We start from the raw sequence: 25,556 nt of genomic DNA on the forward strand, positions 1-25,556 counted from the left end.
TCCTTTACGCAAGCAACCCTCCCAGTTATATTTCAATTCCAACCAATATTCTTTGGTGTACTCCTTACTAAGTATTTCATCTATACGCTACTCAAAATGTATACCGAACCAATTCAAACTTCTCCTGTTTCTCATATATATCAATTGCTTAAAATTGAAGCGTCGGCTATTAATAGAGCCTCTGAGCAGTTAGATCGAGAACAAGCAGCTCAAAGCATAGAGCTATTAAATAACTGCCCAGGAAAAGTGATCATGACTGGGGTAGGCAAATCGGGGATTGTGGCAAAAAAGATTGCTGCTACTCTCACCAGTATTGGCACATTAGCAATTTATTTGCATCCTTGCGATGCTCTTCATGGTGATTTTGGGATCGTCACCAAAGAAGATGTTGTGATCATGCTGAGTAATAGTGGTGAGACAGATGAATTACTAACCATGATTCCTCATTTAAAACTGCGATCGGTACCAATTATTGGCATTTTAGGTAATACTAAGTCAACTTTGGCTCTTCTTGCCGATACGGTTTTAGATGCTTCTGTCGATCGCGAAGCCTGTCCATTAAATTTAGCTCCAACTACCAGTACTACTGTTGCTTTGGCGATTGGTGATGCTTTGGCGATGACTCTAGTACAGATGAAAGGTTTAACTCCAGAAGCTTTTGCTTTCAATCATCCTGCGGGAAGACTGGGGAAACGTCTTACATTGCGGGTGGCAGATTTAATGCATGGTACTGGCTATCCTAAATTAACTCCTGATGCCAAGTGGACTGAAGTAGTCTGCGCTTTAACCCAAGGAGGATTTGGTGCGGTTAATGTAGTGGATCGAGAAGAGCTATTACTGGGGATTATTACTGATGGTGATTTGCGTCGGTGGATGATGAAAATTCAATCAACTGAGTTAGATCATTTAACGGCAAAAGACATGATGACCAATAACCCAACGGTAGTTGCGCCTGAAACTTTAGCCTATGCTGCTTTGCAGTTGATGGAAAAACGGGAGTCACAAATTTCCGTGTTACCTGTTGTCGATCGCGAACAAAAAAGCATTGGTCTAATTCGTTTACACGATATAGTGAGGAGTGGTTTGTAATGAAAATTCTGGCAGTAATTCCCGCACGTTACGATTCTCAAAGATTAGCGGGAAAAGTTTTAGCCTCGATCGGTGATAAACCAATGGTGCAGTGGGTATATGAAGCAGCGGTAAGCTCTAGAGTATTTACCAAAGTTGTAGTGGCGACTGATAGTCAATTGGTGGCCGATCGCGTCGAGGCTTTTGGTGGGGAGGTTGAATTAACAAGTTCTCAACATACGACAGGTACAGATCGCGTAGCCGAAGTAGCCACCAGATATCCTGAGTTTGCGGTAGTGGTGAATGTCCAAGGAGATCAACCTTTTGTCACGCCTGAGATGTTAAAGGAATTAGTCACACCATATCTAGAGGGTGAATTGCCTGAAATGACTACCTTGGCTTGTCCCTTAGACCACGACACAGGATATCACGATCCCAACTCGGTCAAGGTCGTGTGTGGTCAAAAACAACAGGCTCTTTACTTCTCGCGATCGCCGATTCCTTTTTACCGTAATCCTGTCAAAGTCCCAGTTTATCATCACTTAGGGCTATATGCCTTTCGTCAAGATTTCTTGGAAACATATACGCAACTTTCCTCTACGCCGATCGAGGAGTGTGAAGGTTTAGAACAACTAAGAGTTCTCGAACATGGCTACACCATTCGCGTCTGTCAAACGGCGAAAGCTGTAGTAGAAGTCAATACTGCTGAAGATTTAATTAAAGCTCAAGAACTAATTTTGGAGACAAATACATTATGGTCAGAACTCAAATCACAGACAGTTTAGCCGTTGGCGATCATTGTCCTCTAACCTTGTTTGGTGGGCCTTGTGTGATCGAATCTGAGGAATTTACCCTTAAGATGGCTAGGGAGATTAAGAAAGTATGCGATCGCTTGAAGATTAACTTTGTCTTTAAATCGTCCTTTGATAAGGCAAATCGCACCTCCATCGATTCCTTTCGAGGCTATCCAATCGAAGAAGGTCTAAAAGTTCTGCAAAGGGTAAAAGACGAAATCGGTGTCCCGTTGGTGACTGATATTCATCTGCCAGAACAAGCTGCGATCGCTGCTGAAGTTGTAGATATTCTCCAAATTCCAGCCTTCTTATGTCGTCAAACCGATCTTTTGGTGGCTGCTGCTGCTACAGGCAAGACGATCAATGTCAAAAAGGGTCAGTTTTTAGCGCCTTGGGATATGAAAAATGTGGTCACTAAATTAGAATCATGTGGCAACAATCGTATCCTGCTAACCGAACGCGGTACTAGTTTTGGCTATAACACCTTAGTTGTCGATTTTCGCTCTCTACCTCAGATGCGCGCTTTAGGTTATCCCGTCGTATTTGACGCTACCCATAGTGTACAAATGCCTGGAGGACAGGGCAATACATCAGGAGGACAACGAGAATTTGTCCCTTATCTAGCTCGTGCTGCTGCTGCCATTGGCATGGATGCATTATTTATGGAAATTCATGAAGATCCCGACCAAGCTTTTAGTGATGGGCCTAATATGATTTATTTGGCTAATTTAGAAAATGTTTTGCGCTCAATCGTCAATGTGCGTAATAGCCTTGAAATGCCTCTTCCAGCCTTAGTTTAAAACGGAAATAGGAAATAGGAAATGGAAGTAGGAAATAGGAAATAGGAAATAGGAAGTAGGAAATGGGAAGTAATATTTCAAAAATGTCCTAATGTTTTGACCTATGGCTAATATATTCAAATTGAAGAAACTACGTTTTAATTAACTAGCTATCAGCTATTGCTTTGTCAATTAATTAATGATGGGTGAGCAAGCTTAGAGTAATGGGTAATAAGCAATGGGTAATGAGTTTTTTACCTATTACCTATTACCTACTACCTACTACCTACTACCTACTACCTACTACCTACTACCTATTACCTATTACCTACTAACTACTACCTATTACCTACTACCTACTACCTACTACCTAAAAACCAATCAATGTCGTTTCATGAATCAAATAGGACTGCTATAAATTGACGATGATAGAAACTAAATTACAGTCTAGCTTTGCTCAAGTTAAACTTTTGGCTTTGGACGTGGATGGAGTGTTAACCGATGGCGGACTTTACTATAGCGAAAGTGGCGAAGTCTGTAAGAAATTTAATGTTAAAGATGGCAAAGGAATTAAATTAATTATGCAAGCGGGAATCGAAGTAGCAATTATCAGTGCTAATGACTCTCCTGCTACTAACCATCGCGCTCAAAAATTAGGTATTACCAATTGTTTTATTGGCGTAGGCGATAAAATGATCGTCCTACAAAATCTTTGTCAGCAGCTTAATTTATCTTTAGACCAAGTGGCTTATATGGGCGATGATCTAAATGATTTACCTGTCTTAAAATCAGTTGGTGTTCCTCTAACCGTAGCCGATGCCATCCCCGAAAATAAAGCGATCGCCGTTTATATTACAGAACAATTAGGTGGTCAAGGTGCTGTCAGAGAAGTTTGTAACCTATTGCTCAACTCAATTAAAGTTCCCCTGACTGTTTAATGGCCTGAACCTCAACTGCGGTTAGTTAATCAACTCCCTGAATCACGGGCGTAATTCCTTCATTTCTAAAAGGCTCGGAATTTCCTTGCCAATTAAAGTCGCTAATTCGCAAACTGAAAGAACCGATTTCTAAGACGGGATTATAACGTAAGATAATATTATGAGTACGGCGACTATACTCCAGAATATAGTCGCTACTGATCACATCGCGATCGCGTAAATCGATTGACGTTTGATAACCTACACGAATAGGGCCATAAATTTGTTGGGTCAGATTAAAGGATAAAATTTGCCGATCTACTAAACGATCAAAGCGAAACGGCGATTCATCACCACGAAGATTTTGGGAATAGCTGAATTGAAACCCCGTATAATCTAGCCAGTCGCGAGAAAAATGACCGACTTGTCCCTCAATACCAATCTTTCCCTCTAAAGATAGCTGGGAATCACTATTACTGTATAAACTGCCGACTCCCGAAACTTGCGTAAACAGATTTAGATAGGGAACTACGGGGACGGGAGTATAGCGTAATCCCTGGTCTTTGGTGCTAGGTAATGCTTTACCAGTCCACAGGGAAAAGTTTTTATCCAGAAATGCTGCTCCTTGATAGCGAGTTAGATTAATCCGATCGTTAGTTCGTTCTGGCTCCAGTAAATCTGCTCGATCGGTATCGCTATCAATGTTTTTAATCGATCCTTGAATATTTAAATTAACGCCAGTCTTGCCTAAAGTTATTTGAGGGGAAGTGATCACCCCACCAATACTCTGTTGCACAGTTTCAAAACCTAACGAACCGTTAAATAGGCGATCGCGATAATTATATTCTAGGGCTAGTTGATAGGGATTGTTGAGGTTGCCGAGTCGATGCTGTAGCTCAACTTTGCTTCTTAAATTGTCTTCATAATTGTCTAGCTCGATCCCTGCCAAGGAAAAATTACCATTCAAATTGGTTCTGGGATTAAAATCGGCTTGAATAGCGCTAGTTAAACCAAACACTGAGGGATCGACTAACCCTCCTTGATCGTCATCACTAAAGCCAAACGCGGAGGGGAATAATGCTCGCTGTAAGAAATATTGTGGGGTAATGCTCCAGCTAAACCGCTCACCATTAAACAAGTTGAAGCTGCGTTCTAAATATAGCCCACCACGTTCATCTCCATCAAAAGCAAAATTAAACAGTTCTGGTCTAACAATACGGCTATCAAAGGCAAATGCGCTGACAAGAAAGGGAATTTTGAGACGATCATCAAGTACTAAGTCTGATTCAGTAGTAGTCAGCTTGCCACCAGTAGATGACTGTTGAAAAGAAGCTGTTTTAGATCTTAATTCTAATTCAGGTGGTGAAAACGGATCGTTGGTCAGGCGTAGATTAGCCGCTTTCCAATTGTTGCTCTCAAAATCCAATCTATCTGCCTCAAACCGCAGTCTTTTGATCGTTGAACCACCACTAAAATTATTATTATCTCCCAAGAGATCGATGCCTTGGCTGCCCAAATTAATCTCAATTCCCTCTGTGGCTGTAACGTCTGTCAATGGCTGACTATTAATTAAGCGATCGCCCAAAGTTTGCTCGGCAAGATTAGATTCTGATGTCAACCGCTGCTTAAAGTTGGTATCTTGATTCAAAGTTGGCTGATAGATTTCTCCTGCTGCGGCAGTAATAGTTCCTCGATCCGCCACCAAATTATATTCAAATTTTTCTCCTCGGAGAACTTGTTCACCTCGCGTAAGGACTACGTTGTTTTGCGCCACCGCCAGACGATTGTTTAAATTAATCTCCAGGCGATCGCTGGTCATCACAGATTGGGCAAAGCGCATCAGCACATTGCCTTCGGCGGTGACTGTTCCTCTCAATTGGTCGTATTCTTGGCGATCGGCAATTACCTCAATTACCTCCACCTGTTCGATCTCCGTTCCCGATGGCGCATTTTTGTCCGTGGGAATAGTAAAATTATGGCGATCGCCATTTCTTGATTGAGTAACTAAATAGCGACCAGAGCGAGCAGAATGAACAGGTTTTGGTACTACAATCAAACCCTCCTGACTATCTGGGGTTGGTCGTAATTTATGAGGTAAAGCATCAGCCGACTTTGCCACTTTTGGTAACTCCGTCGCCGATAAGGAGGACTGTAACAAACACACCCATAAGATTAGGCTAACGTAACGGCGCAAAAAACTAACCATAAAGGGGTCTTGGCAACAACTCCGTAGTATAACTCTTTATTTGCCAAGTTCTTAGGGCTTTTACCGCAGTTTTCGATTGAGTAGACAGATTAATGTATCGAAGTAATGGGTAATGGGTAATGGGTAATGGGTAATGGGTAATAGGTAATTGAAATTCGCTGTAAGTTAAATACTCTTTTAATCAGCAACGCCATTTTGTTTACCGTTTAATAAAGCGGAGTTATTAACTAAACTTCGAGCAAACTGATCGAATCTTTCCCCTAGCTTTTCATCCTTTAGCTCTCCTGATGGTGCAAACGCCTGCCATGCCTGTCCGATCGCAATCTGTTCTGGAATGACCCAACCGTGTACCCATCTAACAATAATTCTTAAATCATTCAACGCATTGCTGTTTGATTGTCCACCCAAAACACTAATCAAGCCAGTTACCTTCCCAGACAAGTGTTCAAAACTCATGAGATCCAATGCATTCTTTAATACACCACTGACGCTGCCATGATATTCGGGAGTTGCCAAGATTAATCCATCTGCTGCCTTAACTTTTTCTCTTAATATTTCCACATCTGGATATCCTGGATATTCACTACCACCATCACAAAAAGGTAAGTGCATTTCTCTTAAGTCCAGTGTATCAGTGACCGCTCCTAATTCCTTGACCCGCTCCATTGCCTGCTGTAAAGCTAAAGCACTATAAGCATCTGGGCGACGACTACCAACAATTCCAACTATTTTAACCATGATTTAACTCATACTCATTACGACTACGTATAAGCTAACAGATTTTTGACCTAATTGCCAAGTAAGACAAGTAATTAGGTGTAGGGTGGGCATCGAAAATAACAATAATCAAGACCGATTGCCTAAATAATGCCCACCGTTAATCAGTAATCTACCAAATAATTTGCGATCGCTCATGAGCAATATGGAGATATACGCCACAAGTTTGTTTAGCTAGATCGTGCCAACTAAAGCGTTCAGCAATTGATTTATAAGCTTGCTCGACTAATTGTTGAGAGTATTCAGGGTTTTGTAGCACTTGCAAAATACCCCAGGTTAAGGAGTCAGGATCGTTAGCACGAGTAACAATTCCCGTACGGTTATGCTCCACCACTTCAGGAAGTCCCCCTGTATCAGAGACAACCACGGGAACACGAGCAGCAAAGCTTTCTAACGCCACGATCCCGAAAGGTTCATATAAACTAGGAAAAACAGCGCAGTCGGCGATCGTCTGAAACTTATCTAAATCAGCGTCTGACATAAAGCCAGTAAAATAACACTGTTCCCAAATTCCCAAGCTTTGTGCTTGGTACTTTAAACGGCTAGTATCTCCTCCACCGATAATCACAAATTTAACTCCGCCACCCATCAAGCTGATAATTCGTGGGGCAGCATCAAGCAAGACAGAAATACCTTTTTCATAGGTCATACGCCCGACATAATAAATAATCTTCTCGTGATCGTTGGCAAAGCGACGACGAAATTTAGTCCGATCAAAGTTATTACCGTGATGTTTTTTTTCAGGGCGGATGCCATTATAAACCACGTCAATTTTGTCTGGAGGAGACTGAAACACTCGCTGAATTTCCTCACGCATATATTGACTACAGACAATGATGCGCCAAGCCTCATGAGCCAGAAGTTTCTCTTTGCCGTTGATATACTGTTGTCTGATGTTGTGGAGACCGTTGTAACGACCATATTCTGTAGCGTGGATCGTCGCGACGAGGGGCAGTTTAAAATTATACTTGAGGGCGATCGCTGCATCCCCTACCAACCAATCATGGGCGTGAATCAAATCAAAGTCGCCATGCTTGTTTAAGAGTTCGCCACCAAGACAGCCCATACTATCGTTCATATTAGCAACCCAATGGAAAAAATCATTTCCATGACTAACAGGACAGCGATAAAGATGAATCCCTTCGACTATCTCATATTTAGGTGCTGAACCAAATTCCACAGTGAGCAAATGGACTTCGTATCCCAGTTTAATGATTTCTGGATACAATTCTGCTACATGGCGAGCAATGCCGCCAACGATACGGGGGGGGAATTCCCAAGCTAGTGCTAAAATCTTCATTTTTTTGATTCCTCACGCGATCGCACTGTGGATAGCTACAACTCTACCTGACTTTAGGCCCTCATCATAAAGTTTGAAATCCATTTTAAATTACTGATGATTCCAAATTATTTATCTGTAAGAGAGAAATAAAAGTAATTTTCGCTATCAATTACTGTCCTCATATTTAAGCACACACACAATCAGACTGTCCCCTAGTTGCAGATTTTCAGCATCGACAAATCAGCAACGGGTAGAAAGTTATCCTAAACTTACAATATTATTGGGCTGTTACGGGCTTACTATTTTTCTCTGGTTCTGTTTATGTTAATTTCGCCACAATCTGCACAAAAGCCTGTATTTAATTCTCGACAACTATGGAATATGAATTTCGGGTTTTTGGGAATTCAGTTTGGGTGGGGACTACAGATGGCTAATATGAGCGCTATTTTTGAGCATTTGGGCGCTCACGCCGATCAACTCCCAATGCTCTGGTTGGCTGCCCCTTTAACTGGCTTGTTGGTACAGCCTATTGTCGGCAATTTAAGTGACTATACTTGGAATTTTCTGGGTAGAAGACGACCATACTTTTTAGCAGGGGCCATTCTGGCTTTTATCGCCTTAATTTTGATGCCTCACGCTTCTAACCTGTGGATGGCAGCAGGATTACTCTGGATTTTAGATACTAGCGCCAATATCAGCATGGTTCCTTTTCGCGCTTTCGTCGGCGATTTATTATCCCAAGAGCAGCGTACTAAGGGATTTGCAGTGCAAAGTATGATGCTGGGTTTAGGCGCGGTTTCCGCTTCAGCACTCCCCTGGATTTTGAGTAATGTTTTTCGCCTGAGCAACGCGACAATTAACCCTTGGCGTAAGATCCCCCTGACGGTGGAAGTATCTTTCTATGTGGGCGGAGTATTATTTTTAGGTACTGTATTGTGGACAATTGTGACCACTCCTGAATATCCCCCCGTAAATTTGGCTCAGTTTGAGCAGCTTAAGTCATCTCAGGGCGGTGTGGTCAGCAGTTTGAGGGAATCATGGCAGACGTTGAGACAGATGCCCAACATTATGCAACAGTTGGCTAAAATCCAATTTTTCACCTGGCTGGGTATTTTTTGTTTCTTGCTGTATTTCCCTCCCGCAGTGGCGCGCAATATTTTTGGCGCGACTAGTCAGAATTCTCTGCTTTACAGTGACGGGATCGAATGGGCGGGAATTTGTTTTGCGGTTTATAACGCCGTATGTGTGGGGTTTTCTTTTGTTATTCCCCGTATTGCTAAATATTTAGGTTGTCCTTTGACTCATGGTTTATGTTTATTCTGTGGCGGTATTTGCTTAGTATCTTTGTTAACTATCCATAATCAATATGTTTTACTTTTGGCAATGTTGGGCTTGGGGATTGCTTGGGCTAGTGCCTTGATTATGCCCTATGTCATGTTGAGTGGTTCAATTCCGTCCCAGCGCCAAGGAATTTATCAGGGAATATTTAATTTTTTTATCGTGTTACCAGAAGTTGTAGCAGCCTTGGGTTTTGGCTGGATTATGCAGTATTTACTGCACGAAGATCGCTTATTGGCAGTTGTTTTAGGTGGAGTGTCCTTGATTATTGCAGCGGGATTAACGTTTTTTCTGCAAAATACGGATGATTTAACGGGTGATTTAATTGTAGAGATGCCAGATAGTACACAAGATTTGACCTCAGTAAGAGAAGCTCAAGCAGATGAGCAGAGAGTATTATGATTAAGCAATTCGATCGCTTGCCTCAACTGCTCCTATTAGCCGTTACAGTCTTAATTTATAACGTGATGGCAATGGCGATCGCCAATTCACTATTCGTCAGTCAAGTAGGTGCGGGGCAGTTGCCGATCGCTTTTATGTTGATTGGCTTATGTTCTCTACCCATTTACGGTGCTTTTTCGCAAATTGCCGATCGCTATAGTCGCCCCCAAGTATTTCGCTATGTACTATTAGGCTCAATTGTCTTGATGGTAGGTTTGAGGTGGTTGATTAACCTAGATGTAACTTGGGTTTATTATGTGCTGCTGATGGCGATTTTTTTTCAGTGGGATTTTTATAATAATTTGCTCTATCCTGGGCTGCTGACAGACTATTTTACGATTCTGGAATATAAGCGCTATGCTCCTTTTATCGGCATTGCTCAGGCAGTAGGAACTTTAGTTGGGGGTGGTTTAACCCTGCTGCTATCTAATTATTTTCCTAGCCCAGAATTATTGTGGTGTTTGCCCTGGTTTATGGCGATCGCTTTTGGGCAGTTGGTTTATTTGGAACGTTCTCAGCGTCGTTTACAAACTCCCCCCAAAGAGGAAAAACTCAACCTATGGGAATCTTGGAAAATCTTACCCGAATTGGGTAAACGTTATCCCCTGGTGTTGTTTTTGGCTAGCAGTACTTTTCTCTTGGTAATTATCTATATCTGCTCTGAATTCCTCTGGTTTAATATCTATGGACAGCAGTTTGATGAGTCTGAACTAACAGGATTTCTCGGATTGATGCGGATGATTATTTCTTTAATTCAGGTGGTATTTCTGTATGGTATTACTCGCCCATTACTCAAATGGGTGGGAGTAGCCAGACTCAACGCTGTTTATCCGCTGACAACTTTACTCAGTTTAGGAGGGTTGCTGTTTAATTTTAAATTACCGATGGCGATCGCCTTGCAGATTAATGGTGATGCTCTTTATAAAGCCATCAACTTGCCCGTACATCAGCTTAACTATAATGGCATTCCCCATCAGTATGTGGGGCGGGTTCGAGCTTTGAGCGACGGTTTAATTTATTCTGTGGGCTTAACTCTGGCTGGACTAGTCTTGTGGCTCTGTCATCTTTATCTCAGCTTGGTGCAGATTACCTGGCTAGCGATAATTTTAACTCTGGTTTTGTTGCTGGTACGTATTCCGATGGGTAAATATTACATCCAAAGTTTAGAAGAGATGATTCGCACCGATATCATTAATCTAGATGATTTTGATGAGCCTGAAAATCAATTACCACCACAATCAAGTAGCGTCATTCGCGAATTTCTCACTAGTGACGATCGCTATCACCAACTTAAAGGTTTAGAGTTAGCTACTAATGTGAGTAATCCTGAACAGTTTTTTACCGAGGTGAAATCTTTATTACCTAATGCTGATAGTGCTTTGCGCCAGGGAATTTTAAAGCTGTATAGCAGCAATCAAACTATCCTCCCAGAATTTGCCTCGCTGTTAGCCGATCCTAATCCCAGTGTACGGGGAGTTGCTTTAGAAGTTTTAATTGCCAATCAGTATCCTTTTACTCCATCTGACTTAGAACCTTTAATAGTCGATCGAGATCTCGAAGTACAGACATTAGCCTTGGTTGCTAGCTTTCAAAACACTCAGACAAAAGACTTAGACTTTAAGATTGCCGAACAATTCTGGCAGCTTAAATTAACGGATGAAACGATCAAAGCGATCGCCAGAGTCGTGCGCTATAGTGGCAATCCTGAATTTGTCACCTTAATTGAATATTTACTCCCCCAAGCCAATCCTGAAGCCAAGCAAGCAGCCTTAGAAGCGCTGGTAAGTCTAGCTACGGCTCAAGACTCTAGTTTAACTAAAATTGCTGTAGCGGAAACCCAACATGACAACCCAGCCGTGCGAGTTGCTGCCTACAAACTCTTGGAAATTACCCATACTCCAGAAGCGATCGCCCAGGTAACTCAAGGATTAGGAGATGTCTCGGCGCAAGTGCGTCAACAGGTAGCCTGTACTCTAGCTGCCTATGGTAAACAAGGGTTAGCAATAGCTCAATCCCAGCTAACTGTACCAGATCCTCTAGTAGTTCAAACAGCGATCGCCGCGATCGCTAAATTAAACAATAAACGTGCCAACGAGATTCTGTTTCAACACCTAATTCCTGAATTTCAGCAGTTGAACCTAACTCGTAAATGGCAACAACAAATACCCACAGAAGATCCTAGCTGGCAATTTTTAGCCGTAGCTATTGAAGATTATCAACAACGGTTATTACAAAAAGTACTGTACATCCTTGCTTGTCTTGGCTATTCCCGCACCGTTAACTTAGTACAACGTATCTTCGTCACTGGCGAACGCCGAGATTTAGCTAATGCCGTCGAAATCCTCGCCTCCATCAATCATCGTCGTTTTGTTCAACCCTTAATGCCGTTATTAGAACAAAGAGTATCCAGCAAAACCCCCCGTAAACTAGAAGTTACTCCTCAATGGCTGGAAGACAAAGGCTATAAAATACTCCTGGAGGCTCTAGACTCAAGCGATCGCTGGATCAAAACAGGTGCATCTGTTGCCTTGGCGGTTGTGCCGACAGCCTTACTCAAAGATCCCGATCCCGTCGTACAATCAGTGACACGGGAAATGTTTCCTGTAGCTTATCAGCTTACCTGCCCTGTGAGTACCTCTATGAATCGATTGCTTTTATTGCGAAACATTGCTCTGTTTAAAAATCTTTCCCTTGATGAGCTGTTTTCCATCGATCAAGCACTAGAACAAAAACAGGTGTTGGGGGGAGAAACTATCTATACGGAAGGCAGTTGGGGCGGTCATTTATATATTATCGCTGCGGGCAAAATCCAAATTATTAAAGAGCTGGATGGAGAGCAACAGGTAATTAAACAGTTAACTACAGGGCAGTATTTTGGTGAAATTGCCCTATTTGATGAAGCTCTCCGCTGGGATGGAGCGATCGCCCTTGAAGATTCAACCCTACTTTGCTTAGAGAAAAAACGCTTTATTAGTCTAATTTCTCAACGCCCCCAGATCATTTTAGAACTCTGTCGCTTCTTGAGTCGCAGATTGAGAGACACAGATAAATATATGTCTGCTAAGAAAATGCATTCAGCCAACTAACTTTTTACGCTTGATGTGAATTAGCTTCGTTTATTTAAATGAACTATTAGACTTGGTAGGTTGGGTAGAACCAAGCGTGAAACCCAACAAAATCTTTTAATCGTTGGGTTTCGTGCCTCAACCCAACCTACTAGCTACAATTTAATTTTATTTCTACAGCTATTTTTGAGAATTGGTATCATTTGCTGATATGTTTGTAGGTTAAGGATACATTACCACTACATTATTATTTAGCAAAATTGATAGACGCTCATGAGTACTAGCCAGTCTTCGGGATCTTTGTGGCTGACAACATACAACTTATCCCCAAGTAAAGTTACTAAACTTTTGCTTTCGGCAATTGCCCTACTCATGTTGCTTAATTTGCTTGAAAGAGTCATAGTTCATTGGTTAAATTCTCAAGGAAATAGTCAATTAATTTCAATATATTTTAACTTTGATGAAGAAGCTAATCTACCTAGTTTATATTCATCCTTGACCTTAGGATTCTCTAGCTACTTGCTCGCTATAATTGCTACTTTTAGCAAACAAATAAAGGCTAAATATACTAGACATTGGCAAGCATTAGCTTGGATATTTTTGTATTTAGCAATCGATGAAATGTGCAGTATTCATGAATTACTAATTCCCATTTTAAAAGGAGTAGTAAATGCCCAAGGATTATTATATTTTCCCTGGGTAATTCCCGCATTTTGTTTGGTAATTATTTTTTTAATTATCTTTAGAAAATTTATTTTAGCTTTGCCCAATCAAACTAAAGTTTTCTTTTTATTGGCAGGAGCGATTTATATTTTTGGAGCTTTAGGCATGGAGATGATTGGCGGATACATTGCAGATCATTATGGATATAATACGATTTATGGAATTGCTTCGTCTATTGAAGAATTATCAGAGATGTTGGGCATAGTGGTGTTTATTAATGCACTATTAAACTATCTACAATCTCAAGTATCGGAACTACATTTTTGTCTATCTTTTCAGAGGCAGAAAAAAAATAGCTCGCTTCGTAAGATTGGTCATTAGGGACGCAATATGTAGCGATTATGCTCCCCTAAAGGATATGCGTAGCGGTATCTCCAACTATGCGAGACAAGTGCTTTAGCACTAGCTCCGCGTGACGCGACGTTAGGAGCTAATCCTTTAGGACGCGCCTAGCCTTCGGCATCGCCTGAATATATAGCAGTCCTATTTAATTCATGAAAATACATTGATTGGTTTTTAGGTAGTCCTAAAGGATACCGCTTCCCATATAGGTAGTAGGTAGTCCTAAAGGATACCGCTTCCCATATAGGTGGTAGAAATTTCTCATTTCATTGATGATTGCTATATTTGCCTTTCTATTGAGCAATAAAATGATCTTTGAAGTTAAATTTTAGTCGACTAATTTTTAACTTGAAATTACTAACTCAAGTCAAAGTTTAAATATATAGCCATAGGTAGATACGTAAGCAACCACTGTTAATCTTAAATATGATTAGCCGAAAAAATATTTTAAATTTAACTACACATACGAATTATGTTAAAAGGTGGTCAAATAAAAACTGCTGCCCTTTTGGGCTTAATGAGTGGACTATTAGTATTAGGTGGCTATTGGGCAACGGGTAATACTCAAGGAGCATTAATTGGTCTAGCATTTGCTGCTGTTACTAGCTTTGGCTCATGGTTTTACTCGGATAAGGCTGCATTAGCTGCATATAAAGCACAGCCCGTTACTCGCGAACAAGCACCAGAACTATACGACATGGTTGCAGGCTTAGCGAAAAAAGCAAATTTGCCCATGCCTAAACTAGCAGTTGTGCCGACTCAAACTCCCAACGCTTTTGCGACTGGAAGAAATCCCGATCATGCTGCTGTTGCGGTAACCGAAGGGATTATGCAAATTTTAGACAAAGATGAATTAGCAGGTGTCATTGCCCATGAATTAACTCATATCAGAAACCGTGATACTCTTACCCAAGCCGTTGCTGGTACTCTCGGTGGTGCAGTGACATTTCTCGGCAGAATGCTTTCTTTTGGTGCCATGTATGGCCCAGTAGATCGAGATAATCGTCAGGGTGGTAATCCCTTGGGAATTTTGGTTCTAGTTATCCTAGCGCCAATCTCAGCCTCGTTAATTCAAATGGCAATATCTCGTACTCGTGAATTTTCCGCAGATCGGGGTTCGGCAGAAATTACAGGTAATCCTCTAGCCTTAGCCAGTGCCTTACAAAAACTAGAATCGATTGGCAAGCAAATACCCATGAACGGTAATCCCGCATTTGAACCAGTCTTGATTATCAATCCTTTTTCTGGTGGTGGTTTACAGTCTCTATTTCGTACCCATCCCTCAACAGAAGAACGAGTACGCAAACTACAAGAACTAGCCCAGCAGCAACAAAACTACACTAGCTTTGCCTTAAACCAATAAATATGAACAATTTAATTAAACTAATTGCGATCGCCTTTTTTTACCTTGCGATCGCTTTTTTACCTCAGACGGCGCTAGCTGATACAGTTAAATCAAATAATGCTGATTCGACTAAACAGGCTGCCAAAGAAGTAGTTAAAGACACTGGGGTGAAAGAACAGTTTGGCAAGTCAGCTAAAGGTGAGCAACTCATCGATAATGCTCAGGATAAAGCTAATAAAAAACTGAATAATTTGTCTGATAAAGCCAAATCAGGGGAAGATTTACCTGATAGTGAAAAACTATTTTTGAAAAACTTACAGGGTAAATAAAACGATGCTCAAATGTTGCTTAAAAATATTAAGTGCAATGCTCTTAGTTGACGGATTACTCTATAGCAATCCGAGCAAGCAGTAATAGTTTATCAATGACAAATATTTAAGGAGATTATTGTTAGACTAGTTCTTCGCAACTTATCTATTCGTAGAATGGTCTTAAATCGGCAAGCTCTTGAATCAAAACTGCTCCAGCAATTACTAGCTCATCCCCAACTAAATTTCAAAATTTGGAGTGATGAAGAACTACTACAATCCATTCGATCAACTTTACAGCAACGATCGAGTAAAGAATTGTGGATTTTTGCTTATGGTTCATTAATTTGGAACCCACTATTTGATTATAGCGATCGCCGTTACGTTATGGCCGAAGGTTGGCAAAGGCACTTTTGCCTTCTTGCTCCTGTTGGTCGAGGTACAATTGATAATCCTGGTTTAATCTTAGGTTTAGAAGCAAACCAAAAAACTCTTTGTCAGGGTATTGCCTATCGTTTGCCGATCGATGAAAACTTAGAATCTGAATTATTGCTATTGTGGCGTAGAGAAATGGTTGTTGGTTCATATATTCCTACTTGGATTACTGGTAGAAATATTAATCAATCTTTAGGCGATTTAGCTACGGATGAAATAGAAATGTTAGCCTTTACTGTTAATCCACAACATTCCGTATACGTTAACAATTTAGCTACTCAAACAGTTGTGGAGTCTTTAGCTACTGCTCAAGGTATTTTGGGTACGTCTGCCGAATATCTATGCAATACTGTACAAGGTTTGTTAGCAGCAGGAATAGAAGACAGGGCATTAATTGAACTGGATGCTTTAGTAAAATCTAGACAGCAAAAGCTATTAAAAAATACAAAAAGATCAATTTAAAACTAATATTATGATAGTCAAAAGCGATCGCCATGTTGTCAGTTGAATCAAAGTAAAGATCCAGATTTTTACGCGAAAAAATAGCATGACTCATTTTGGTATCATTTGTCCCGCAGCGACAGGTCATCTTAATCCCATGACCACTTTAGGATACGAACTACAAAAACGTTGTCATCGCGTCAGTGTCATCAATGTTGAACATGTTCGCTCTCAAGCCATAGCAGCAGGATTAGAATTTCAGGAAATAGGCAAGTCAGATTATTCCTCAGAAGTAAAATCTTGGGCTGCCCAATTGGGCAATCTCAATGGTTTCCAGGCAGTAAAACATTCAGTTCAATGGATGGCTGCCGTAGCCAATACAACTCTACGAGATGCTCTTGAAGTAATTAGAGCCACAGGTATAGAAGCACTACTAATAGACCAGGCTTCTCCAGAAGGAGGTACGGTTGCTCAATATTTAGATCTCCCCTTTGTTAGTATTTGCAGTGCCATCATGCTTAATCGGGATCCAAATATACCTCCTGTTCTTACTTCTTGGAATTACGACCCTACCTGGCGAGGAGTTTTACACAATCGAATCGGTTATGGATTACTTGGCCAGGTTGCCAAACCAATTACCAAAACAATTCAGTCTTATCGTCAACAGTGGAATTTACCCGATCCCGATTCTGGTAGGGATGGCTATTCTCAACTAGCTCAGATCGCTCAACAGCCAGCCGAGTTTGAATTTCCTAGAAAAGAATTGCCAAGCTGCTTTCATTTTACCGGCCCTTTTAGCAATCCGATGAGTCGAGAACGAATTCCTTTCCCTTTTGAAAAGCTAACGGGACAACCTTTAATTTACGCCTCTTTAGGGACGTTGCAAAATCAATATCTCTGGATTTTTCAAGCGATCGCCCAAGCTTGTGCTGGATTAGATGTTCAATTAGTTATTTCTCTAGGAAGAAGAGCTAGTCCAAAATCTTTACCCCAATTGCCAGGAAAACAGTTAAAACGCTCGATCTCAAAAATAGCGGATATCTTTAATTCCCCTCTAACTACTCGTAAAGATATACGGTATGTATCTAATGATTGAATCTTTGAAAAATCTTCGCAATTTTTAGAGTTAAAGGATCTAGTTCAATACTTAAAGTTTCTGACTGCTTTTCCCGTAAGCTTGTTGTTTCTAGGGTACTAGAATAAACATTGAAGGACAGAAAATGATTAGATATCTCAATTATTTGCAAGAAAATACCGTCTAAACAAACGCAATCCATAACTGATAAATAATCAACTAAATCACTCTCAAATGAGACTTTCATCAATAAGTTTCCATTCGATAGTGATTCTCGTGAAACAAGTTTAGCTGCTCCTGTAGGAATTCCATAGAAAAATGTTCCAGGTATTTCTTCTCCTAAACGAACTGCTGGTTCTAAATTAACCTTTTCTTGAGGTAAATAGTTTTTAGATTGATACAAATTAGAATTGTAGAACTTTAAATAATTAACTTCATTATTAACATCTTTTGATAAAACTCTTAATACTCGTCCATTAATAGCAATATGAGATTTAATTTCAATCTCAGCAGCAAAGTCTGAATCGACTTTGATAACTAATTCAGGTTCGATTTGTTCGACAATTCCCGTATCTTTGATAACTCCAATAAACATTTATACAGTTTTGTTATAAAAATTATTTTTACTTTAGCCAAACAGTTTGGATCGTAAACACTTCAGTAACTTAACATTTACTGTCCCTACTGCATAGTGTTTTTTTACAGATTATATAGCGAAGTCCTACTATACAAAGCCGTAGACATTTGGTTCTCTGACAATATGTACTGATTGCATACATCATATAACAAACCTAGTTTTTAGTAATCTCAATCTTATATTTATTCAAGAATTAAGTGGTAAAAAAGATTAAATTCCTGAGTTCATCTTATATTTTCAATATATTCACAGCATTGGATTCTAGTAAATTTTATCTATTTTGAATAATTGTATTCAGATTAAGAATAATATGCAAAAAACTCTTGCCGCGAAGGGGCAAAAGTCAATAATTTTTTCTGGTTAATTTTCTCTAGCAGTGGAACTGTAGAAGTAATAATCAGTGGCGTAACCTACAGAAATCTCTGTATTTTGGCGATCGCGATCGCAATTTTGCTTAGGAAGGTGATCGCCAGTCTTATACAAACGCTGAATCCATACTTTTAATTTTGCTTTTTAATTTTGCTATTTTTTAGCTTTTGTTGGGTTGCACTATTGTTTAACCCAACTTACTAAGTCTCCAATGACTTTTGAGAATTAGTATTAATTATTACTATTAAGACTCAAATTATCATCAGTACTATAGCCTACAGCATCACGCATAAATGTTAATTGCTGAGAAAAATCAATTGTTTTGAGAGATTTTACTAACTCTTGTCCTTCGTTAGATAACTGATAGTCGCTAGGAAACTCTACTACAGAACCTTGTTCCATTTCTGCTGCCAATTGATACCAGAAAAATAGTTTTTGATTAGAAGAATATGATTTATAAGTACTAAATTCTTCGCGATCGCTACCAGCTAAAATATCTTTTTGCACCTGTAGCTGATCCTCTTTTGACATTGCTTTAATACTGTCAATCAAGCTATTAGCCTGTTCTAAGTTTTCGCCTTCTCTCTCTGCCTCAGGAGTAATTTTATCCTTGACTAAATCTTGATATAAAAACCACAAGACAGCAAGTTGATCGTCACTAGATAATGACTGCAATTGGGAAATTTTTTCTTCTACTGCTTGACTCATAAATTACCTCTAAATTTTGTACAAGATCGCAGAATTAATTACTAACTATTTAATAATTAATTGCTTACTCTATGTTCATAATGAACAATAATCTTTAGCACAACACCTATAGTTAGTTGTAGATCTAAAAAATTATTTAAGTATTTAAAATTAAACTTTTGTTAGAGGTTTAAGCAAAATTATGATTTAGCATCATGCTTTTTGGCAATTAGGTTAAAAATAATAGTTGTAAGATCTGCTCATCTAATTTAAGGTTATTGCTTCTCCAAACCAGTATTGATCTAGCTCAGCAAAAGTTTTGATCTGTAGACCATAAAGAGGATTGCCGATTAAAACTAATTTTTTGGTACGATCAACTGCTAAATAGGCAACAGCATGAGAAAATCTTACTCCTTTACCTGTTTTACTTTTTTCCTTAACATGCATTAAAGCGGGTTGACCTAACGTGATTAAATCATTAACAGTTAGATTATGACGATACTGGGGATTAAGATCTAGATTTTTTAAGGCTCTGATTTCCGCTAAGGTAGTTGTGCCAAAGCGATTAGTTTTGGTTAACTTGACTGCTTCTTTTTCAGTCAGGTGAGGATATTTTTGCGTATATCTAGCCAAAGTAGCAATACTAGCAGGAGCGCAGGTATAGGGAGTCGTCTGCATCACAATTCCAGCAATAATTTTTGGCTGAGCAACTAAAGCTTGTACTGGTCGGAGAAAAAACAGTAAGATACTTAGAGCAAAGGCGATCGCACCTGTAGCCACTAGTAATTGAAAAATTTTTTGTCGGGAGCGTTTACCCGATAATTCTAAGAAAACCAGCAATCCTAGGAAAAAACAGCCTAAACCGAGCAAAATTTCATTAAAATAACCCGCCAGATAAATCAAGAGCATAGGTGGAAAGATCTTGGGGAGCAAAGGGGCAAGATGAAACTTATCCAGTAGGATTAAGCTACCCAAAAAAGGCGCGATCGCTAATAATAAGTACAATAAAGGCTTTTGATAATTTTTCAGCGCATTATCAGAAGTAATTCCCTTGGCAGCTAGATTCTTACCCAAGATACAGCCACCACCGAAAGCCAAGACAGATACCAAAACTAAACTAATCATAAATAACTTACAGGTACTTGAAGTAACTCTGCTTTGAGGGTCTAATTCCAGTATGGAAAGCTTAGTTAGTAATGTCAGTGATCCTCAAAATTTAGGTAAACATAATTTTGCGCATGACAAAGGCAATTAAACTGGTGGCACAGACGACAGCTATTTGTCCAGGAAGAGGCTGGAGAGAATAAATTGCGATCGCCTGCATTAAAGAATTGATTTCTGCTCCCAAACCAGTAATAAAATACATTACCGTCAGATAAAAAACACCAACTAAATGAATCGCAATCAAACCTACCATACAGCTAGCAATTAGGGTGGCAAACTTAGCCAGACTTTGAAACGCCAGCCAGCCACAAAGCCAAGCACCAACCACAAATCCCAGTAGATAGCCAAAGTGGGGTTGTTGCAGATAAATCGCACCACCACCGCGATCGAATATCGGCAGACCCAAAAGACCTAATAAAATATAAATAATTTGGGACAGCATAGCTGCATTTTTGCCTCCCAAGCAAGCCGTCAGCAAGACTGCTCCAACCTGATAGCTTACTCCTAAAGTTTGTATGCCAAATCCGCTTCCCCACCATGACCAAGGCGCAGCAAAACTAGAGGCGGGAATAAAAGTGCCAGCAGCCGTTAAAATAACGCCAATAGCCGTCCACAGCATTACTTCTGGTAACGGAGGCACATGGGGACGATTTGGCTTATCTAGAGTGATTTCAAGCTGATTGCGCAACCACTTATTTTCTTGCTGTAATTTGTCTAGATGCTGTTGTTTTTGCTGTAGTAGCTGCTGAAGCTGATTGATAGTTGATTTAACAGGAGGCGGAGTAATTCCCCACTCATAGTCGTTAATCTCAGAATTGGGTTTGGGTAATTCTTTCAAGTTGGACATAGACAAGGAAGGTTGTGAGCATGATCCAGTTTAGCTGTGGATTAATTATTTGTGGATTAATTATTTCTGGAACTTATCCAGTCATGTAGTTTGTAATTTGCTCGTCCAGCTAGTCGAATTGAGTTTAATACCCTGATACTGTTTAACTTTCGCTAGGGTCATATAGTATGCCCAGACTTGATTGATGGGGCGATCGTCAAGACTGTACACTGTAACAGAAGCACGATAATATTCGTTAAGATGGGCTGCCCTTTGTGGCTGATAATCTTCTAATCTATCCAAACTATCTAAGATCTGAGCATCGTTAAAAGACAAGAGCATCCCTTGAACTTTGCTGTTTCCTTCCGTTATCGCAGGATAGCCTACAGGTAGAACATATAAATCGCCCCAGGTGTAGGCAGGAGTTTGAGCAATTACTTTGCCCTCACAATAGGCAGAAAAGTTCGCCTCCCCAGGTTTAAGCGTGCCATAGACAAAAACATCACAGGTTGATGATTCAGATTTCATTGGATAATGATAATTTGTTTAATTGTTAACAACTAGGATTTGATCAATTGAAAGTAGCTACTTGGAACGTTAATTCAATTCGGACTCGTTTGCAAATCGTTACAGATTGGCTACAGCAACATCAGGTAGATGTACTCTGTCTCCAGGAAACCAAAGTTCAAGATCACGAATTTCCGCGATCGCCTTTTGAGGATTTGGGTTACAACATCTATATTTCAGGTCAAAAATCCTATAATGGCGTAGCTCTTTTAAGTTTAAATCCACTGACGGATGTTAGCTGTGGTTTTAGTCCCATAGTCGGCGAAATAGTCGGTGAGGTAGGGGATCTCGATTTACAAAAGCGGGTGATTAGTGGGGTGATTGATGGGGTCAGGATCGTTAATCTCTATGTGCCTAACGGTTCTGCGATCGCCAGTGACAAATATTTATATAAGCTGGCATGGCTCAAGATGCTGCGCACATATCTCCAAAAGTTGCAGGCTCAAAAACTAGAAATTTGTGTCTGTGGTGATTTTAATATTGCCTTAGAAGATAAAGATATCTACACAAACAAAGGGAGAGACCAACATATCATGTCTTCTGCGCTGGAAAGAGAGGCGTTAAACCAGGTATTGGCATTAGGTTTTCAGGATGCTTTTCGCAAGTTTACCAATGAGCCAGAACAATATAGCTGGTGGGATTATCGTTCTGGTGGTTTTGCGCGTAATCGCGGTTGGCGCATCGATCATCACTATCTTACAGAGAAGCTCTATCAACAAGCGATTAAATGCTGGATTGATGTTGAACCCAGGAAGCTAGAAAAACCCAGCGATCACGCCCCAGTAGTGGTGGTATTTTAAATAGAGGCGTTGCTGATTAACTAATGCTATACAAAGGATTACTGCTCGCAGCTATAAGCTATAAGCACGGGGCGTAAGCCCCAAGCGCGAAGCGCGCTTGCCCCGAAGGGGCTGTAGCTTTTAGTTAATTTTTACTGTTTGGTAGGGGAACAAAATATTTTATAAACATTACGCCTTTACCAACACCTAAATAGATTATCAATTTAGAACATCGACAAGTCTATAAAGCGATCGCGCCAGAGGTCAATAATCTTCGGCGTAATCCCAAAATGACGACCATAACTAAAGTTTCTGCTGGCAATACCTCATCACAGTTGCGGGACAGTGTTGGACTTGTACCAAACTTTCCCGATTACTTCTAAATAGATGTTGCTAATTAGAACCGAACAATACCTACACTAGCAAGATTAGACCAGATAGAGAGTACGTTGAGCAAAACTTAGCTTTAATTTAAATAACTAAAATTTTTCTTTGTTAATTGATTTGATTAACACAACAATTAATACAAAGATAGCGCAACAAAATACTGCCACCATATTTTCTTGAATTTGTGGTGATATTACGACAATAAATCCTTGTCCTTTGATCAACGCCGAAAAACTTGAAACGCAAAACGGCATCAGATATAGCCTCAATGTCTGCCAAGGATCTTTGAACCCAATTTTTTGGGAAGAAACACTCAAAATCAAACCAGTACCAATTACAGCACTAATTCCAATTGCATTAATCCATATTTTCGGTGAAGGATCGAAATAAAAACCAACGATTACAAAATACCAAATCAAATAACACCAGAGAATTGCTTTATCTAATTTGAGTTGATAAAAATACTTAGTCAACAATTTCATTTAGTTAAGATATTTTTTGACTGAGATTCAGGATCAAGCTTATCTAACATTGACTTGAAGCATTGTCTAATTGATTACCTTACCAAAAAAGGCAAAAACTCTAATAAACCCTAGTACATCTGTAGTTTTTTTACTACCTAATTTTTTACTACCTAATATGAGCGAATTTACCAGCAACAATATAGATAACTCTAATCAAAAAGCACTGAAATTCGCTTTTAAATTTATCTTTCGTATTGCACTAATATTTAGGTAGTAGTATTTCAAGAATGTCCTAACGTTTTTACGTATGACTATAATTTTGCTGGAACAGGTTTTTGATTAAAATGTCACTTCTAAAAGTCCAAACTACAAAACCTAATCCTCAAGTATTAGAAATCCCCTTAGAACATCGATAAGTCTATGAAGCGATCGCCTTGCAAAATGTAGATTTAGCTCAAGCAACAATTAAAGAACATTACCAGAGATCTTTAATCTTGCCTTGACGGAGTTGGCGGTAACCTCAGCGAAAACCCTGTTCGTCGGTGACTCAATTACTCACGATTATCAAGGTGCAATTAATGCAGGAATTGATTTTTGTTATTATCAAAAGCGATCGCCAACTGTGGAAGTCGTTCAATCGCAATCACCGAAACTAGATTTCCAACCTCAATACACCATTGAAAATATGAGCCAGTTAATTAATATTTTAAATCAGGGTTGATCGGGGCGAATGACCCTAAAGGATTAGTTCCGCGTCACCATTCGCCCCTACATTATGTATTTACGGTGCTTGCCAAATACGTTGATGATAATCTTCTAACTTAGCGTAGGGATCGCTAGCATGATGATGGTGATGTCCGTGTCCATGTTCGTGTCCGTGTCCATGTTCGTGTCCGTGTCCGTGTCCATGTCCGTGTCCATGTCCGTGTTCATCTACTGCTGCTAGGCGAAATTTACACATTTCGCAGTTCATGGCTACTTGACCCAACTGCGCTTCTATTTCCCTTTCCCGAAACACCTGTAGCAACTGAGTAGCAATACCCATTTCTGGTAAACAAGCAAAATCGATTTCAGGATGTTGTTCTTCTTGTTGAGCAGTAAGATTTTGGATCTTTTCCATCAATGTGCCAGTAAACAAGAAATAGGGCAGCACAATTACTCGTTTTGCCTGATATAGATATGCTCGATGGAAACCTTCTTCTAGACGGGGATGGGTAATACCAATAAAGCAAGTTTCTACTGTTTTATAGCCACTACCTTCCCACATAATGCGGGCTAGTTTGCAGACATCACCATTGGCATCAGGATCGCTAGAACCTCGACCTACAAACAGTAGTACAGTATCTGCACGGTCAATATTACGCGGATTATGTTCTGGCTGATCTAATTCTGCCAAGCGATCGCGCCAGAGGTTAATAATCTTCGGTGTAATCCCAAAATGACGACCATAACTAAAGTTAATTTGCGGATAGGGCGATCGCGCTCGATCTAGTTCGTTGGTAACATCAAACTTATTATGTCTGGCAGCAAATAATAAAATGGGCAGCGCTGTAATGTCTGTATAGCCTCGTTCGACACAAGCTTTAACACCCTCCTCAATTGTGGGTTCAGTTAATTCTAGAAAACAGGGAATTACAGGACGAGAAGTGTCTAACTTTTGGTAAGTCTCCACAAAATCAATGAAGGTTTGTCTGCCGCGATCGTTTCTAGTACCGTGACCGATGGCGAGTAAAGGTCTTTGATAGGGTAAGGGCGGTAATTGTAGGGAATTAGAGTTGGTTTGAACTAAAGCATTGACCATGAATATCTGTACCTCGCAGATTTAATTTAGCTAACTATGGCGATTAGATCGGCGGGCATCCTGACTAAGAGATAATCTGCTGGCGCTACCTCATCACAGTTGCGGGACAGCGTTGGACTTGCACCAAACTTTCCCCATTACTTCTAAATAGATGTTGCTAATTAGAACCGAACAATACCTACCCTAGCAAGATTAGCTTAGATAGAACGCGCTTTGAGCAAAACTTAGCTTTAGTTTAAATAAGTAGAGAGTTCGATCTGACAATGATCTAAATGATCTGTCGAACCAAACTCTCTTATTACTTAATATTTATGGAATTGATGAGTGCAATTTATGATTTAAAACAATCAAGAAGGCAAGACCTTACATAATCCCTAGCTGACCCAGAATGCCGTTCCCAGTAAAGTATTCCACTGCCATAGCAGTAACGAAACCTAACATAGCTAAACGACCATTCCAATCTTCTGCAAATTTAGTAAAGCCAAACTTATTTTCTGGTTCCATGAGTTTTTACCTGCGTTAGTAAGTATGAATATATA

24 protein-coding genes and 1 riboswitch are annotated in these 25,556 nt (G+C 40.0%); of the genes, 13 read left to right on the forward strand and 11 right to left on the reverse strand.

Features of this window, described 5'->3' with window-relative positions:
* Window positions 1-96 precede the first annotated feature (96 nt).
* From KME09_15500 to KME09_15515, 4 genes are all read left to right on the forward strand, one after another.
* Window positions 97-1,089, forward strand: coding sequence for a KpsF/GutQ family sugar-phosphate isomerase (locus KME09_15500; protein MBW4535340.1), 993 nt, complete (start codon window positions 97-99; stop codon window positions 1,087-1,089).
* Window positions 1,089-1,853: a 3-deoxy-manno-octulosonate cytidylyltransferase gene (gene kdsB / locus KME09_15505; GenBank protein MBW4535341.1), complete on the forward strand. Its 765-nt coding sequence runs from the start codon at window positions 1,089-1,091 to the stop codon at window positions 1,851-1,853. Before KME09_15500 ends, kdsB begins: the two co-directional genes overlap by 1 nt.
* Window positions 1,823-2,662: a 3-deoxy-8-phosphooctulonate synthase gene (kdsA, locus tag KME09_15510; protein ID MBW4535342.1), complete on the forward strand. Its 840-nt coding sequence runs from the start codon at window positions 1,823-1,825 to the stop codon at window positions 2,660-2,662. The genes kdsB and kdsA overlap by 31 nt, the downstream gene beginning before the upstream one ends.
* A gap of 404 nt (window positions 2,663-3,066) precedes the next feature.
* Complete coding sequence (locus KME09_15515) at window positions 3,067-3,579, forward strand: HAD-IIIA family hydrolase (GenBank protein MBW4535343.1); 513 nt, start codon at window positions 3,067-3,069, stop codon at window positions 3,577-3,579.
* 25 nt (window positions 3,580-3,604) lie between these two features.
* On the opposite strand, the gene KME09_15520 is transcribed toward KME09_15515, so the two are convergent.
* The 3 genes from KME09_15520 to KME09_15530 form a co-directional block, all read right to left on the reverse strand.
* Entirely contained in the window at window positions 3,605-5,764 is a 2,160-nt protein-coding gene (locus KME09_15520) for a DUF3769 domain-containing protein (protein ID MBW4535344.1), read from the reverse strand.
* A 177-nt stretch (window positions 5,765-5,941) separates the two neighbouring features.
* On the reverse strand, window positions 5,942-6,502 hold the full coding sequence (locus KME09_15525; protein ID MBW4535345.1) for an NAD(P)H-dependent oxidoreductase: 561 nt from the start codon (window positions 6,500-6,502) through the stop codon (window positions 5,942-5,944).
* 151 nt (window positions 6,503-6,653) lie between these two features.
* Window positions 6,654-7,841 (reverse strand): glycosyltransferase family 4 protein, encoded by a 1,188-nt coding sequence (locus KME09_15530; GenBank protein ID MBW4535346.1) that lies wholly within the window; start codon window positions 7,839-7,841, stop codon window positions 6,654-6,656.
* Window positions 7,842-8,144: 303 nt separating this feature from the next.
* On the opposite strand from KME09_15530, the gene KME09_15535 reads away from it, so the two are divergent.
* The 7 genes from KME09_15535 to KME09_15565 all read left to right on the forward strand — a co-directional run bounded on the left by KME09_15535 (window position 8,145) and on the right by KME09_15565 (window position 17,357).
* Window positions 8,145-9,563, forward strand: coding sequence for an MFS transporter (locus KME09_15535; protein ID MBW4535347.1), 1,419 nt, complete (start codon window positions 8,145-8,147; stop codon window positions 9,561-9,563).
* On the forward strand, window positions 9,560-12,688 hold the full coding sequence (locus KME09_15540) for a cyclic nucleotide-binding domain-containing protein (protein MBW4535348.1): 3,129 nt from the start codon (window positions 9,560-9,562) through the stop codon (window positions 12,686-12,688). Before KME09_15535 ends, KME09_15540 begins: the two co-directional genes overlap by 4 nt.
* Window positions 12,689-12,940: 252 nt before the next feature.
* The gene (locus tag KME09_15545; protein MBW4535349.1) at window positions 12,941-13,711 is read left to right on the forward strand and encodes a hypothetical protein; all 771 of its coding nucleotides are present in this window, start codon (window positions 12,941-12,943) and stop codon (window positions 13,709-13,711) included.
* A gap of 493 nt (window positions 13,712-14,204) precedes the next feature.
* Window positions 14,205-15,095: a zinc metalloprotease HtpX gene (locus KME09_15550; protein MBW4535350.1), complete on the forward strand. Its 891-nt coding sequence runs from the start codon at window positions 14,205-14,207 to the stop codon at window positions 15,093-15,095.
* Between the two features lie 2 nt (window positions 15,096-15,097).
* The gene (locus KME09_15555; GenBank protein ID MBW4535351.1) at window positions 15,098-15,406 is read left to right on the forward strand and encodes a hypothetical protein; all 309 of its coding nucleotides are present in this window, start codon (window positions 15,098-15,100) and stop codon (window positions 15,404-15,406) included.
* A 156-nt stretch (window positions 15,407-15,562) separates the two neighbouring features.
* Window positions 15,563-16,282, forward strand: a complete 720-nt coding sequence (locus KME09_15560; GenBank protein MBW4535352.1) for a gamma-glutamylcyclotransferase — start codon at window positions 15,563-15,565, stop codon at window positions 16,280-16,282.
* 85 nt (window positions 16,283-16,367) lie between these two features.
* Window positions 16,368-17,357 (forward strand): glycosyl transferase family 1, encoded by a 990-nt coding sequence (locus KME09_15565; protein MBW4535353.1) that lies wholly within the window; start codon window positions 16,368-16,370, stop codon window positions 17,355-17,357.
* On the opposite strand, the gene KME09_15570 is transcribed toward KME09_15565, so the two are convergent.
* The 5 genes from KME09_15570 to KME09_15590 all read right to left on the reverse strand — a co-directional run bounded on the left by KME09_15570 (window position 17,347) and on the right by KME09_15590 (window position 21,547).
* Complete coding sequence (locus KME09_15570) at window positions 17,347-17,931, reverse strand: hypothetical protein (GenBank protein MBW4535354.1); 585 nt, start codon at window positions 17,929-17,931, stop codon at window positions 17,347-17,349. The genes KME09_15565 and KME09_15570 overlap by 11 nt on opposite strands.
* Window positions 17,932-18,573: 642 nt before the next feature.
* Entirely contained in the window at window positions 18,574-19,050 is a 477-nt protein-coding gene (locus KME09_15575) for an Orange carotenoid protein (protein ID MBW4535355.1), read from the reverse strand.
* 243 nt (window positions 19,051-19,293) lie between these two features.
* Window positions 19,294-20,154, reverse strand: a complete 861-nt coding sequence (locus KME09_15580; protein ID MBW4535356.1) for a peptidase C39 bacteriocin processing — start codon at window positions 20,152-20,154, stop codon at window positions 19,294-19,296.
* A gap of 91 nt (window positions 20,155-20,245) precedes the next feature.
* Window positions 20,246-21,040: a biotin transporter BioY gene (locus KME09_15585; GenBank protein MBW4535357.1), complete on the reverse strand. Its 795-nt coding sequence runs from the start codon at window positions 21,038-21,040 to the stop codon at window positions 20,246-20,248.
* Between the two features lie 81 nt (window positions 21,041-21,121).
* Window positions 21,122-21,547, reverse strand: coding sequence for a gamma-glutamylcyclotransferase (locus KME09_15590; GenBank protein MBW4535358.1), 426 nt, complete (start codon window positions 21,545-21,547; stop codon window positions 21,122-21,124).
* Window positions 21,548-21,594: 47 nt separating this feature from the next.
* On the opposite strand from KME09_15590, the gene xth reads away from it, so the two are divergent.
* Entirely contained in the window at window positions 21,595-22,386 is a 792-nt protein-coding gene (gene xth, locus KME09_15595) for an exodeoxyribonuclease III (GenBank protein MBW4535359.1), read from the forward strand.
* A 458-nt stretch (window positions 22,387-22,844) separates the two neighbouring features.
* On the opposite strand, the gene KME09_15600 is transcribed toward xth, so the two are convergent.
* Window positions 22,845-23,234, reverse strand: coding sequence for a hypothetical protein (locus tag KME09_15600; GenBank protein ID MBW4535360.1), 390 nt, complete (start codon window positions 23,232-23,234; stop codon window positions 22,845-22,847).
* Window positions 23,235-23,715: 481 nt separating this feature from the next.
* On the opposite strand from KME09_15600, the gene KME09_15605 reads away from it, so the two are divergent.
* Entirely contained in the window at window positions 23,716-23,937 is a 222-nt protein-coding gene (locus KME09_15605; GenBank protein MBW4535361.1) for an HAD hydrolase-like protein, read from the forward strand.
* 60 nt (window positions 23,938-23,997) lie between these two features.
* Here the strand turns inward: KME09_15605 and KME09_15610 are convergent, their stop codons facing one another.
* Window positions 23,998-25,017 (reverse strand): sirohydrochlorin chelatase, encoded by a 1,020-nt coding sequence (locus KME09_15610; protein MBW4535362.1) that lies wholly within the window; start codon window positions 25,015-25,017, stop codon window positions 23,998-24,000.
* A 32-nt stretch (window positions 25,018-25,049) separates the two neighbouring features.
* A riboswitch (cobalamin riboswitch) is annotated at window positions 25,050-25,204 on the reverse strand.
* A gap of 176 nt (window positions 25,205-25,380) precedes the next feature.
* A complete protein-coding gene (locus tag KME09_15615; GenBank protein ID MBW4535363.1) occupies window positions 25,381-25,521 on the reverse strand; it encodes a high light inducible protein in 141 nt (46 codons plus the stop codon).
* Window positions 25,522-25,556 lie beyond the last annotated feature (35 nt).

This window comes from Pleurocapsa minor HA4230-MV1, assembly GCA_019359095.1.
Classification (GTDB): Bacteria; Cyanobacteriota; Cyanobacteriia; order Cyanobacteriales; family Xenococcaceae; genus Waterburya; species Waterburya minor.